Genomic DNA, 14,208 nt, shown 5'->3' with positions numbered 1-14,208 from the left:
CTCCGTCTGCCATCACAAAGTGGCAACCGGAGGTTCTTTTGAATTATTATTTTAAAGTATTACCTCAGACGAAAATAGTGTGACAACCAATACTGTTCTCATGGAAGCGCTGCTCCAGATTGCCCACGATGCCTTCAAAGGGTCTGACGACAAAATTAATGGGCAAGAAAAAAAGGCCTCCTTAGAGACCTGTAATATAACATGAGATTACTATACTCGAAGGAGGCAGGGCTTCAGTATACAAGAGTTTCAACATGCAATGAAGTGGCAAAAAGACTGTTCTGACTCCTTGGGACCTAAAAACGTTGGAGCACCACAGCACCGGCTAAGCTGCTGTTATAATTTCTGATGATCCTTCAGTGCTGCCCCGAGCTCCGCTGTATATTTGGTCAGCCGTAAGCTGATCTCAGTGCGCATCACATCACGCGTAAGTCCGAACCGTTCCTGATATCCCCGGCAAAAGATTTTGTGATACACCAGGAACTCCTCCTGCTCGTCGGGCAGCACTTTGATATTGCGCTGCTTCAGCTCTTTTTGCAGCTGGTAGGTATCCTGCATGATCCGGCGCTGTATCGCTTGCCCCGCTATCACAAAGGCGCGCTTAAGGATGCTGCCGGACAGCTCGATCTCCTTCAGGCTCCGGCTGACCATAGTATCTATGTAGGGGAGCAAAATGAGGTCACGCACCATCGTCCGCTCCTCGACAGTGATCATTTTTCTGACCGTATCCTCCTGCTTCTCCTCAAACTGATCCACATGCTCACTCATCAACATCTTAGTTTTCCACCGCTCATTTCCGTTTAATTTGCTCATTTATAATGGCCCCCAATCTGCTGCGCCCGTTCCAGTGCAACCCCGGATTCCAGCAACGAGGATGCGCGGATAAGCGCCCGGCTGCCGTATCTGGTTTTGATCTGATCCACTGCCCGTTCTCTGCTCAATGTGCGGATGCGGTCATCGAATAAGGTGAGCTGTATGACACTGTCATCGGTCAGCTGGGAGATAGAGATCGCTAACCGGCTTAACGGCATCCCCGTCCAATGATCCACAAATAAGCGGTAGGCAGCCGCTGCCACCTCATGCGTTAAAGACGACGGCTCCGGCAGTGTCATTTGTCTGCTGTAGGAGTTAGATTTGTTACCGTCCGTCTCTGCCACCACGATAGACACCACCGACCCCATATACCGGTATTTCCGCGCCCGCTGACACACCTCGATCACCAGTTCCAGCAACACAACTTCAATCTCCGGCAGCCGGGTATAGAGGTTCCAGCGCAGCGCCTTCCCGTGTCCAACCGACTTGATCTGGTGCCGAATCCCGGTAACAACCGGGCTGGGATCGATCCCGCGCGCCGTCTGCCAATAATATTCCGCTTGAATATCGCTCTGCTTACCCATGGTTGTGCGCATTCTCCGCTTGAATTCCCCCAGCTCCATCCGCGCAATATCTCCAATCGTAGTAATCCCCATACGGTAAAAATTCTTGGTCATCCGTCCAGCCACCATAAACATTTCATGCACCGGCAGCGGCCAGAGCTCTGTGTCTATATTGCTGTAATCGAGCCTGAAGACCCCTCCTTCCTTCTTCTTGGCAAAGTTGTTAGCCATCTTGGCCAGAATTTTGGTCGGTCCGACTCCCACCCGGGTCCACACCCCCGTTGACAACAGGACATGATGCTGGATGGAGTGAATCATATCTGGCAGATCTCCTCCAAAAACACTCAAGGAACCGGTCACATCCAAAAACTGCTCATCAATGCTAAAGGCCTCAACCTGGTCGGTATACCCCTTGTAGATTTCTGAAATCATCAGCGAGATCTTGATATACGTACTCATCCGCGGGCGGATCACTATGAGATCCCGGCATTTGGTCATGGCCTCACCCACGCGTGAAGCGGTGGTTACACCATGAGATTTGGCGATGGGGCAGGCAGCCAGGACAATACCGTTCATCCGCGTGGGATCGCCGACTGCGACAGGCTTATCTTTATACTCGGGATGCGCAGCCTTTTCGACACTTGCATAGAAGGATTGGCAATCCGAGAGCAGAATGATCCGGTCTTTAGGCATACTTCTGCCCCCGTACCGGGTGCCAGGACAAGAAGCTGTCTGTCAGGAAAACACGGGGCAGGCCGGTGCTCAGACAGGTAGCCCGTATGCGGCCGTCACGAATCCCGTGCACTTCAATCTTCCGCTGCGTAATCTTGCCCGCTTTGTCCAGGTATATCATTTCAATCGTTTGGCCGATGCTCATTTTCATGACTGATCGCCTCCGGTAGAATAAGAACATTTGTTTGTATTATAACCAGGATTGAGATTTTTAAGCAATGGTAAAATAGAACATTTGTTCTTATTGGAACAGTATATGCAGCTAAGGGGAATCGGTAGAACCGGGAAGGGAATTTAGAGGTAAAAAAAGCCGGAGAGGGTCAACCCTGTTTGCAACGGCAGCTATTCCAGTCTCGGCTAATGGATGAATTACAAGTATGTTGACCTGCACGGCCGCTGCCCGCCTTGCTGGACCGGCGAGGATCGCTTATACTATGTTATCCTGCAAGGGACACTAAACTGTGTGATAAAGAGAGGTCAACCATCATGCTTCAAGGCAAAAAAAGGTCTGCCGCCTGGATCGGCTTGGGCCTGTACACGGGCCTCACCCTATTTTTCTTGTTTGCCGGTTTCAACCGTTCTTCGGCTCTGCCAAAGACGGACTTACGGTATCACCTGGTCTTTGACGGGATTCCGTTGCAATTTCCGGGCGGGGGTTATTCGAATCTTTGGGTCTTCAATCTGGGTAACTATCTGGCGTTCGTACCGTTCGGCCTGGTGGTTCCGCTACTGATCCGCTGCCGCTTCCTGCCGTTCCTCTTAGTCTTCTTAGCTGCCATTACCGGGGTTGAGCTGATTCAGATGGTAACGCATTTGGGTGCGTTCGATATCAACGATATCGTCATTAATACGCTCGGTGCGACTGTCGGCTACGGCGCCCAGCGGCTGATCCGCCGCGATCGGACAACGCCAAGAGGTTTACTCAAGCTCCTGTCCTCCGGCGCGGTCTTGACGTTGATCGTCTACTCCGCCGTGAGCGGTCTCAATTATTATCTGGATCATGGCCGCGGAGAGATCAGGGCAATGGACCGGCTTTCCCTTGAGCGTGGTGAAGTACGGTGGGAAAAGAAGCTAAACAGTTTCACTGTAGCGCAGGAGCAGATCGAACCGGCGATCAACCTGTATAGCCCGGATAATCCGGAACGCCACGAATTCTCACTGCGCCTTGACGGACAGTATAAGGAGCTTGCCGGGAATTTCGGCGTCCCTGACGATGCTATATTTGCTAAGAGCAACGGCGGCAGCAGCGTCATTATCAGTGCCGACGGAGAAGAGCTTTACTCCCTGAATGTGAATATCGCACCGGGCGAGAATCAGCCGCTGTCTTTTCAGGTGCCGCTTGAAGGCAGACAGGAGCTGACCATTGCAGTCATCACCGATGCTGCCGACCCCCGAACCCATGCGGTATTGTGGGACCTTACACTCATGGAAGCCAATGCAGGCCAAAAGCTGGCAGCGCGGCTTCATCGGTTGCTGGGCGGGAGATAACGCATGTCAAGCATGTTCGAAAAAAGAACAAAATCACCTTATCCATAGCAGACGAAAACTATAATTTCCTAAACTAGAGTAAAGGGCTGGATTCAACCAGCCCCTCCTCATCAAACCGTACGTGAGGTTTTCCCTCATACGGCTTTCCGATGTCTGTCATTCATGGGCATGCAGATTACAATAGCGTTTATAGTCCATATTGTCTGGCAATATACTTTACCTCGGATAATGAATGAACCCATCCACCTTCTTGTCGATGCGCTTTTACACACAGATTTCGCCATGCGCAAGCCTCCTAGCTACAAAGGTGGCTTGGTCCCTCCTTTGGTTGGACTTTCACCAACTAGATAATGCGTGCCTCTGGGCACGCCAACAATAAAAAACAAGTCTCTCCAAATTTCTTGAAAAGACTTGTCAGAAGCTTTTATCCAGTTGAGTGAGCGATTAAGTTTTTCAACAATCCCTTTGAAATCAACAGGTTGCAAGCCCCTGTTAAATATAAAACATATAATTATCCGCTTGACTCTCTTCCTTGAAGTTGATCAGGTCGGATAAAGTGGTGGAGTCCAGCACATCGGCGATGCTGTCGCGGATGCGCAGCCACAGGTCGCGCTTGGCCGGGTCATCTTCTTCTGTGAAGTCCACAGGAGAAATCGGGCCTTCGAGTACGCGGATAATGTCTCCGGCAGTAATGGTGCTGGTCTCGCGGGACAGAATATACCCGCCGTATGCGCCGCGGATACTTTTTACAAGTCCGGCATTACGCAGCGGGGCGATCAGCTGCTCCAGGTAATGCTCGGAGAGTCCGTTTTTCTCGGCAATGCTCTTAAGTGATGTTGGCCCTTCGCCAAATCTCAGGGCAAGCTCCATCATAATGGTTAATCCGTAACGTCCTTTGGTTGATATTTTCAAAGGGGCACCTCTTTCGGTTTAGTTGCTGGTTCTGTGGTTCCTGTTTCGCTGGTTAGACATGAGATATGTCATATCAACGTATTCCGATGTTTGCTCTCAGCTTATGTTATCATATCTTTGGACACATTTGGAACACCCAACGGGAATAATTCGCGATTTTGTTCACCAGTGGTGGACAAATTGTCAATTTTGAACCGTTTTTCGCTATATTTTATAACAGCCTTCTCCTGTTTGGGGTAGACAGGTATGTTATAATACACAATGAGCCGGGTGTTCAGTCAGAACGCCGGTATTTTGTGCATAGAAAATGGTGATCACGATGACAAAAGCTAATCAGGATATCCGTGTCGTCGTCGGTATGTCGGGTGGGGTCGATTCCTCTGTTACAGCGCTTCTGCTGAAGCAGCAGGGTTATGACGTCATCGGCATCTTCATGAAGAATTGGGATGATACCGACGAGTTCGGCGTATGTACGGCAGAGACCGATGCCGAGGATGTGCGCCGCGTGTGCGAGCAGATCGATATTCCTTACTATACCGTTAATTTCGAGAAGGAATACTTTGATAAAGTCTTTTCCTATTTCCTCGAAGAATATAAGGCCGGCCGGACACCGAATCCGGATGTGATGTGCAACCGCGAGATCAAGTTCGGGGAATTCCTGAACAAAGCGCTGCAGCTTGGCGCAGATTACGTGGCTACCGGACATTACGCCCGGGTCATAGAAGAGGACGGCATGTTCAAGCTGCTGCGCGGTGTGGACAACAACAAAGACCAGACTTATTTCCTCAACGCACTGAACCAGTATCAGCTCTCCAAGGCCATGTTCCCGATCGGGCATCTGCCGAAGCCGGAGGTGCGGAGAATTGCCGAGGAAGCCGGACTCTACACCGCCAAGAAAAAAGACAGCACTGGCGTCTGCTTCATCGGAGAACGCAATTTCCGTGAATTCCTAAGCCAATACCTGCCTGCACTGCCTGGCAATATGGTCGATATCGCCACCGGCGAAGTTAAGGGCCGTCACGACGGACTCATGTATTACACGCTGGGCCAGCGTCAGGGCCTTGGTATCGGGGGCTCCGGCACAGGCGAACCCTGGTTCGTGGCCGAGAAGGATCTGGCAAGCAATACCCTGTATGTTGTGCAGGGCGAGAAGCATGTCAGCCTGTACTCCACCAGCCTCACGGCTTCAGGCGTGAACTGGATCGATGCAGCTACACTTGGTGATACGCCGCTGAAGTGTACCGCCAAGTTCCGTTACCGCCAGCCGGATCAGGGCGTTACGCTGACGAAGCAGGCAGATGGAACCGTGCATGTTGCTTTTGATGTTCAGCAAAAGGCGATCACGCCGGGACAGGCTGTGGTGTTCTACCTTGGTGAAACATGTCTCGGCGGCGGAACCATTGAGGCTGCCGAGAAGGTCGTGCCGCTGCCGCAGGCGTAACTGCATCACCTGCCGGAGACGAGCCCCTAATGCATACAGAAGAACCTTCAACACCACTGGATCGTGGAGCTGAAGGTTCTTTTAGTTCGTTATTGTACGGAATAATGCTCAGACAGAATTACCTTAACTTTACCGGATTTCAGCTTATTACGGCTGAACCCCCCATACCCTTACGCCATTCAAGTACAGCGGTACCCGGTTCCAGTCTGTATAAGCCGTTTTGGTTGAATCATAGGAATAATCTTCAGCCTCATTGTAATTGCTCCAATCGGATTTGTTGATGCGCAGCTGAATCTCACCGGTGTTCGCGCCGGGTGCCAGGCTGCCTGCGCCGGCACTGAAGGCAATCTCCACGTAATAGTCCGCTCCTGTAGCCGCAGGATCGAGCTTCACGAAGCTGCCGAGCACATTGCTGCCGCCGAGTGTTGCATAATCGACATTGAACTGCTGAGGTTTCTCTCCGTCAATCGTGTAATAGTAACGGAGCTTGACCTTGCTGAGATCTACCGCTGTCGTCCCGTTGTTGACAATCCGCAGCTGCGGGCGGAACTGCGAATCAGTGGCGTTCGTATCCGTTGTACGGTATTGAACCACCAGGTCCGCCGCAGCAGGCGTAGCCGTTGGCGTGACCGTCGGTGTAGCCGTTGGCATTGTCGTCGGCGTAGCCGTTGGCATTGTCGTCGGCGTAGTCGTCGGCGTAGTCGTCGGCGTAGTCGTCGGCGTAGCCGTTGGCATTGTCGTCGGCGTAGCCGTTGGCGTCGGCGTAGATGTTGGTGTGGCCGTTGGTGCAACTGTCGGCGTGACCGTTGGTGTAGCTGTCGGTGTAGCCGTTGGCGTTGCTGCCGGTGTGGCCGTTGGCGTTGCTGTTGGCGTGGCCGTTGGCGTTGTAGTCGGTGTAGCTGTCGGTATTGGACCGCTGCCGTTATTGATTAGCCGGTCGTATTCCGCATAGGCTGTAGCGATGTCCACCTGTGACCAGAAGCGGTGGTAGGTGAACTCAGGTGCGCCATTATCCCATGTTTTGGTTGTTTTGTTGTACGAGCTATTGTACTTGCCTTCCAGGTAACTCCACTTGGGATCATTTGTAATATCGGGAAGCACATCGGTATAGCTCGCATAAACTCCGTTTCCGCCTTTGGCCGGATCAGAAGGTACTGTCGCACTGCCCGGTATAGTGTTTCCTTGGCCGAAGGTCCCCGTCCAGCCCGCAGGGAAATAGACCTCTTTGGTGAAGAACCGGAAATAATCTGCACGCTTCTCCAGTGTGGTAATGCCCACTCCGTCATTGTAGCCCCAGGCCGTATCCAGCAAGGACTTGGCTAATTGTGAAGCGGTTCCGCCGAGCGCAGTATTGCTGCCATGCTCCGCTTTATTCCCTGCGGCAAAGAAGGTGAGCGCTTTAATGTAACTGCCCAGCACGCCGCTATCCTGTCCCGGATCTTTGGTCACTGCCTTCAGGCCGCTGTTGCCGTTAAACGAGCTGAATCCGCTCCAGGTATCGGGTTGTCCGTGCCACTCCACATTGCCCGGAATCCAGAACTCGCCGGGTGCGGATACGGTGGCAACCTGCGGATCATCTCCGCCCAGAATCCGGTTTCCCTGCTGATCCAGATAATAACCGGCGGCATCGGATACCGGACGGCTGTCCACGAAGGCATAATCTGTAGACCAGTCAATCCAGTTCTCAATGGCCCGTTTGGCCATTGAGAAATTAGCCGAGGTGGTATCCCCGCTGGAAGCCAGGATATAATACAGCTCTGCTACCCGTTCCATGCTCCAGGACTGCATCCCGAACCAGTTGTTGGATGGCGGGTCATGATAGACAGGAGCCTCGTCGTAGGCCATGCCGTAGAAGGTGCTTGTGCCGGCTGGATAAGCGCTGTAGGAGCCGCCATAGCTATTGGTCGCTCCGCCCGCAATGGCCCCTTCAGAGGATTGCAGCCAGTTGTAGAATTCCAGCTGGCGGGTCAGCGATTTGCCCCAGTCCGTTCCGGCTGTTGCCGAAGACGGAATCAGCCCTCCGGCTGCGGTCGACAGCGCATAGGCTGCAACTACATTCTGATACCCCTGGTGCGCATGGCTGGCGCCGATTCTCCAGGCCCAGTCTCCTCCGGTTCCCAGGCCGCCGCCCCAGGCCGTATACCAGGCCAGCAAATACTGGCTGGAATCCTTGCCCGTTCCCGCTTCAGGTGTGCCGTCAGCAGCACTGCCGACCTTCTGGAAGTACTTATCGTACATGCCGTAACGCAGGAAGTCGCCCATTTTCTTAGCTTTGTTCAAATAGACCGTATTGGTGTATCCAAGGTCCTTGGCCCAGTACATCGCTTGCACAGCGCGTGCATCCGCGTCTGTAGCATTCGTATAACGCCACTGGGCGGAAGGTGTACTATTTTCCTTGGTGAACAGGCTCATGAAGCCTTCATTCGTCTTGCCGAACGATTTGTCATCCTGTGAAGGATGCGCCACCGCTTCCCAGACGGATTCCTGCACTCCGCGCTGGAAGGTATTCACATAGGCAGCGGTATGCGCAGGATTCAGCAGATTACCGAAGCCATACCAGTTGTCCACATCCACCAGCCAGTGCATCAGATAGGTCTGGTTATTGCCGTAGGTGGACTTCAGCTCCGCATCCAGCGGGTCCTTGCCCGGGGTGTACTTGCCGTTCAGCGCACTTGGATACAGATCCGGCTGGGCATGCTCCGAGGCGTAGGTTGCCGGACTGTTCGGGTTGTAGCTGCTCATTGTCGGCTGCTCCTGCACACCGTCGCCTTCATTAACCGGGATGATGTATTTCTCCATATTGTCCCAGGCCGCTTCGAGCTTGCTCCAGTCTCCGGTATTATAGCCATACAGCACTTCAAGCCACATCCAGTAGCTGTAGGCCTCGGAGGTGGTCATATGCCCATAGTTGGGCGCCTCGCTAAGCAGGGTCTCCACCGCGTGATACGGGATACCTTCAGCCGAGAAATAGCCGCTTGCCGGGTTTTTCAGCTGGTCATATAATTGCAGAAATCTTGTCTTCTCCACCGATGCCGCCTTGGCTGTCCCGGGGTTGAAATTGAAGATCCCGCTGGTGAGGGAAAGGGTCAGAATGGCCGTCATAACTATGGAGGCCGGTTTCTTGAATGAACTTAACTTCATCATTTCGGCATACTTCCTCTCTGGAATGATTTAGGGTTCCAAGCCCCATACGAGCGTTCCTGCACGGTAAAGTGTAACTTTCTCCCAATCCGCGAAGGTCTGCTGGGTTCCTCCATAGGAATAGTCGTTGCTCTCATTGTAGGCCGTCCAGTCTGCCTTGTTGAACCGCACCTGGATCTCCCCGCTATCCGCCCCCGGAGCCAGGCTTCCTGCTCCTGCGGCAAAGGAAATCTCAACATAAGAATCAGCCAGGGACACCGGCGCGTCCAGCTTCACAAAGCTTCCGCTCAGGTTCCCGCTGCCGATGGCAGCATAGTCACAGTGGAATTCCTGCGGCTTGTCCCCGTCCACGGTGTAATAATAGCGCAGCTTCAGACCGCTGAGCGCAATGCTCTCGGTTCCTGTATTGACAATCCGGAACTGGCTGCGGACCTGCGAATCGCCAGGACTTGTGTCATTGGTGCGATACTGCACACGCAAGGCTCCTGTCGTCGGCGTGGTGGCCTCGCGCGGCCGGGCCGTGGCCTGTGCAGACGCCATACTCTCCCCCACACTGTTCGATGCGGTCACCACGTAATAGTAGTCCACTCCGTTCGTCAGCCCGCTGTCGCTGTAGACTGCTCCGTTTGCCGTGCCAATCACCGTGTACGGTCCGCCGCTCACCAGAGAGCGCTTAATCGTATATTGTGAGGCGCCGCTGACCGCATTCCAGCTCAAGGCCACGCTGGCATTGCCGGGTACCGCCTGCAAGCCGGACGGACGGCCCGGAACCTGGGGTTCGCCGGGTGTTCCGCCGCCAGTGGGCAGCTCCCCGTATACTTTGACACCCGCATCAAATACAGGTATATACGGATTCTTTGTCGCCGAGGAAGCACCTGGTGCCACTCCCTTGAACGAGAAGTCGTTGCTGTTATCCCAGAAGGTGGTGTTCAGCGGCCCGGCAATCCGGAACTGGACCTCCTTGCGGTAAGCGGATTGTCCGCCTGGATAAATCGGTGTGCCGGAGAAATCTACTTTGGTGTAATAGATATGATTGGCTTCATCGTAAGGCAGCAGCTGCGAGACGGTTGCACCCTGGTTGTAGCCTCCCGCCTTGACGGTGATATCTGCTGGCCCATACCCTGCAGCCACAGCCTCACTTATGTCCATATAGTAGTTGAAGGACATTTGACTGCTGGAGCGGGCAGGCCATCCCGAGCGGTTATTAAGTATGGCCCGGATTTCCACAAAATTGCTGCCGCTGGCGTTCACAGAAGTCTCAGTGAACATTTCATCCTCACGCGTTTCGGCGGGAGGGAAGCTCGCAAGCGGCTGCTGGCCCTGTCCGTGGAGCAGCATCATTTTGGCCAACGCGCCGGTAAAGGCTGAATTGTAATCAGTCGCAACCTCATTGGAGACATAATCGCTGATCGTATCGGTGTAGCTGTCTGTCTTGGAAGGTCCTCCGACCAGTGCGCCGTACAGCACATGCCGGTGGTTCGCAGGAGTGGTCTGGCTGTCACTCCAGGAGCCGTGCGAGGTGCGGTGATGAGGATGCTCAGGCGAATTTGCGCCGAAGCCGATCACATAGCTGCTATTGCGCGGATTATCACCCAGCATATAGGTAATCTGCCGCTCCGCAAAGGTCTGGGCTGTGCTCTTCTTCACCGGGTCAGTAACCCAGTCCGCATAGACAAAAGCCATAAATGCCTGGTTGGCCGCATACCGCAGCGCCCCCCATTGGTCCAGATGGGCCAGCCCCCCGGGAGTGTAAGCTACCCGGTCAGAGGTACCGTTCACCCCGGTAGTCCAAAACTGCATATTCCGTTCAGTGGATTGAATGAATTTGGGATCACCCGTAATGCGGGACAGCAGGAGCTGCGCACCGTAATGCTTGTCATCCCAGGATTGGGTCCATTGGTAACCCCAGTCTCCGGCTTGGTTGGTGCCCCACAGATCACTTGCGGCAATCGCCTTGTCCAGATAGGTCTGCTCGTCGGTCGCTAAGTATAGCCAGATACCGCCCCAGCTTAATTCATCGGCGTAGCTGCTCCACGAATTGTAATACTGCTTGGCGTCAGTGATTGTATCGGAGTAAGCTCCGCGGTACGTATCGGCAAAATTGTATAATTGCTTGGCATGGAGCAGCAGCTTGTCCGCATATGCGGCATCCGAATCCCTGAAAATAATGGAAGCTGAGGCAAGTGCGGCAGCGGTCTCCGCAGCCAGATCAGAGCCTGGATGCGCGGCATCAATCTTATAGGAAGGACGTGCCATCTGCATGACCTCCGCCGGTCCCCACCAGTTATGATCCGCCGTGCCGTTGCCGACCTGTCCCCATAGCTCATTAGGAGCGGTATGCGCTTTCACAAAATAGTCTGTTGCCCAGCGGATATTGTCCAGAATCTCATCCAGCTGCCCCGATTGCACGTAGCCATCCTTGTATTCATAGACCGACCATGCCAGCATAGTGGAGGTGTACGCCATAGGAAAACCGAATTTAACATGATCCCCTGCGTCATACCAGCCTCCCGTCAGATCGTGGCCGACATCCGCACCGTCCTGCAGCCCCGAATCTCCCCGCCATTCCACACGATTGTTCGCCGGCAGATCACCCGACCGCTGGGTCTCATAGAAATAAATAGATTTCTGCAGTGCCTCTGCATAATTAATCCCGGCGGTTGCGGCTTTGCTGACTTGCGGATGAATAACAGTCCCTGAAGCAACAGTGCAGGTTAGCATTAAGCTCAGTGCTGCGATACAGCCTGTCTTCCGTCTCGTTTGCTTCACCTTAACTCATCTCCCTTCGATTTTTACATTTCAGCCCGATCGGGTGACTCACGCGCAGATACCTCCCCAGCGTCCATTGAAGACATTTCATAAGACATTCTATTCAGTACGTTCCATCCCCCACCCCCACTTACAAATTAAGGAAATAATCTTCCTATCTACACATATACCACATATAGTAATTTAATTCTATATATTTACAATTAATTTCACCGAAAACAAACTCATTTTGTCAAATAATTTCCATTTTTATCATATTTACCGTGCCCTCATCCGAAAAATACGCTAATGTATTTCAGATGCACAAGCGGATACGCAAATAAAAGACCACCGCCATGGAGTGCAATGCGGTGGTCTCCCTTTACTTCTCATCATTTATTGGTCTTCCCATGCATCTGAGTGAGGCACTATTGCCCGCGCCGCAGCTGCTGGTTATGGCGGATCTTCGCCTCGTTGCCCTGCTCGGTCGCCTGATAGAACACCCTCCGGGAGATCGCCTTCGGAAGATAGTCCTGCTTCACATAGTGACCGGGGAAATTATGGGGATACTGGTATCCCTCATGCCCCAGCTGGGCTGCGCCTTTATAATGTGTATCCCGCAAATGCAGCGGCACCTCAGCCGACTTCAGATCCTCCAGGCTATCCATGACGTTCGCGATTGCCATCACCACGCCGTTTGATTTCGGGCTCTCCACCGCAAACAGGATCGCCTGGGCGATATTCAGCTTGGCCTCCGGCCAGCCGTTATTGCGGTAGGCATCCAGCGCACTGACGGCCTGGACCATCGCCTGCGGGTTAGCCAGGCCAATATCCTCGCTGCTCGCGGCGATCAGACGGCGGATGAAGGTCATCGGGTCCATGCCGAGCTTCTCCACCGCGTAGAGGAACCAGAACAGGGCGGCGTCGCTGGAGCCGCGGATGCTTTTGTGAAAAGCGGACACCACATCATACTGCGTAGACTCGTCCGCTTTGACAATTGGCCGGCGGATGGACTCCTCCGCCACCTCCAGTGTGATATGCACGCTGCCGTTGCTCTCCGGGGCAGTGGTCATCGCTGCCAGCTCCAGCGCGTTCAAGGCGCGCCGGATATCGCCGTTAGCCATCGTGGCAATATGCTGCAGCGCGTCCTCATCCGCCTTCAGATCCATGAACCCCAGGCCCCGCTGCTCATCGGCGAGCGCCCGCTTCATGGCAATCAGGCTGTGCTCGCTGGTCAGAGACTCCAGCTGGAACAGCGTGGAGCGGCTCATAAGCGCCCCGTTCACATAATGGAACGGATTCTCCGTCGTTGCGCCTATGAAGGTAATCGTTCCCTTCTCCACCGCCGGCAGCAGCGCATCCTGCCGGGAGCTGTTGAAACGGTGTACCTCGTCCAGAAACAGAATCGTCTTCGATCCATACAGCGCCTTGTTGCTCTGGGCGCGTTCAATAACCTCGCGGACATCCTTCACCGAGGCTTCCACCGCGTTCAGCCGGACAAATTCACCTTGGGTATGATGCGATATGATATGAGCCAAGGTTGTTTTGCCGCAGCCCGGAGGCCCATACAGCAATATAGAAGAGACCTGATCGGCCTCTATGGCTCTGCGCAGCAGCTTGCCGCGGCCTACAATATGCTCCTGTCCAATATATTCATCGAGATTCACGGGCCGCATCCGGTCTGCAAGCAGCCTTCCGCTCCCATTCCCGTTATCTTCACCCAGCGAGAATAAATCCATAACTCCACTTCCTTGCTAGTAATCTGGTATTTTGCTATTTCTTCGATAGAAATAACTGGCTGCCTTCTATCATACCATACCCGCAGCTTTCATTAAAAAGAGCATGACCTCGCCATCACCGGCGGGAGCATGCTCTTTGTTCTATTCTTAGAACTTATATGTTGTGGGGTTGTTTCAAATATTCAGGCTAGCTGTTCAGCGCCAGCCGCATTTTTGAAATGATTTTGCGGATGCTTTCTTCGGATAAATGATATCTCTTCTGCAGCTCGTTCACCGAGCAGCCACTGCTGTGACTACAGAAGATCTCTTCATTGCGGTTCGCAATTTCTTGCCGGGAGCCGCTGTTCTCGCCCCATCGTACCCGCTCTTCCGTCTTCTTCGGGATGTATAGCAATTCACCCTGGATGTAGCCCTGTAGCTCTTCGAGCAATCCCGGGGGGAGCACATCCTTTCCATTTACGTAACTCACGTTCTGGTTCCTCCTTCAACAGGTGTGTTCCGTTAAGTCCGATCACTGCGCTGTTCTTGATAATCATGCCACCTGCCTCCTTTCTTCTCCTCAAATTTGGTAAATAACCTAAATTCATTATATTAAACCCTGCGGTTAGCGTCTACATTCATTGTTTATCAG

The 14,208-nt window shown here is 53.3% G+C and carries 10 protein-coding genes; 2 read left to right on the top strand and 8 right to left on the bottom strand.

Features of this window, described 5'->3' with window-relative positions; translation table 11 throughout:
• Positions 1-336 precede the first annotated feature (336 nt).
• From MKX70_RS13250 to MKX70_RS13240, 3 genes are read right to left on the bottom strand one after another with little or no spacing between them, the layout of a single operon-like run.
• A complete protein-coding gene (locus tag MKX70_RS13250; protein WP_340783357.1) occupies positions 337-813 on the bottom strand; it encodes a hypothetical protein in 477 nt (158 codons plus the stop codon).
• Entirely contained in the window at positions 810-2,069 is a 1,260-nt protein-coding gene (locus MKX70_RS13245; protein WP_340783356.1) for a DNA polymerase IV, read from the bottom strand. Before MKX70_RS13245 ends, MKX70_RS13250 begins: the two co-directional genes overlap by 4 nt.
• The gene (locus tag MKX70_RS13240; protein WP_340840163.1) at positions 2,062-2,259 is read right to left on the bottom strand and encodes a hypothetical protein; all 198 of its coding nucleotides are present in this window, start codon (positions 2,257-2,259) and stop codon (positions 2,062-2,064) included. Before MKX70_RS13240 ends, MKX70_RS13245 begins: the two co-directional genes overlap by 8 nt.
• Positions 2,260-2,594: 335 nt before the next feature.
• On the opposite strand from MKX70_RS13240, the gene MKX70_RS13235 reads away from it, so the two are divergent.
• Complete coding sequence (locus MKX70_RS13235) at positions 2,595-3,596, top strand: VanZ family protein (protein WP_340840162.1); 1,002 nt, start codon at positions 2,595-2,597, stop codon at positions 3,594-3,596.
• Between the two features lie 492 nt (positions 3,597-4,088).
• Here the strand turns inward: MKX70_RS13235 and cymR are convergent, their stop codons facing one another.
• Complete coding sequence (gene cymR / locus MKX70_RS13230; RefSeq protein WP_042238682.1) at positions 4,089-4,508, bottom strand: cysteine metabolism transcriptional regulator CymR; 420 nt, start codon at positions 4,506-4,508, stop codon at positions 4,089-4,091.
• A 319-nt stretch (positions 4,509-4,827) separates the two neighbouring features.
• On the opposite strand from cymR, the gene mnmA reads away from it, so the two are divergent.
• A complete protein-coding gene (mnmA, locus tag MKX70_RS13225; protein WP_042238684.1) occupies positions 4,828-5,949 on the top strand; it encodes a tRNA 2-thiouridine(34) synthase MnmA in 1,122 nt (373 codons plus the stop codon).
• A gap of 147 nt (positions 5,950-6,096) precedes the next feature.
• Here mnmA and MKX70_RS13220 read toward each other — a convergent pair whose 3' ends face one another.
• The 4 genes from MKX70_RS13220 to MKX70_RS13205 all read right to left on the bottom strand — a co-directional run bounded on the left by MKX70_RS13220 (position 6,097) and on the right by MKX70_RS13205 (position 14,046).
• Positions 6,097-9,090, bottom strand: a complete 2,994-nt coding sequence (locus MKX70_RS13220) for a glycoside hydrolase family 48 protein (protein WP_340841660.1) — start codon at positions 9,088-9,090, stop codon at positions 6,097-6,099.
• Between the two features lie 30 nt (positions 9,091-9,120).
• Positions 9,121-11,811, bottom strand: a complete 2,691-nt coding sequence (locus MKX70_RS13215) for a glycoside hydrolase family 9 protein (protein ID WP_340841659.1) — start codon at positions 11,809-11,811, stop codon at positions 9,121-9,123.
• A 455-nt stretch (positions 11,812-12,266) separates the two neighbouring features.
• Positions 12,267-13,577, bottom strand: coding sequence for a replication-associated recombination protein A (locus tag MKX70_RS13210; RefSeq protein ID WP_042238687.1), 1,311 nt, complete (start codon positions 13,575-13,577; stop codon positions 12,267-12,269).
• 187 nt (positions 13,578-13,764) lie between these two features.
• Positions 13,765-14,046 (bottom strand): CD3324 family protein, encoded by a 282-nt coding sequence (locus MKX70_RS13205; RefSeq protein WP_039294537.1) that lies wholly within the window; start codon positions 14,044-14,046, stop codon positions 13,765-13,767.
• Positions 14,047-14,208 lie beyond the last annotated feature (162 nt).

It is taken from the genome of Paenibacillus sp. FSL R7-0312, from assembly GCF_038004445.1.
In the GTDB taxonomy this organism is placed as follows: domain Bacteria; phylum Bacillota; class Bacilli; order Paenibacillales; family Paenibacillaceae; genus Paenibacillus_AQ.
This window is presented reverse-complemented; position numbering and strand designations above follow the sequence as displayed.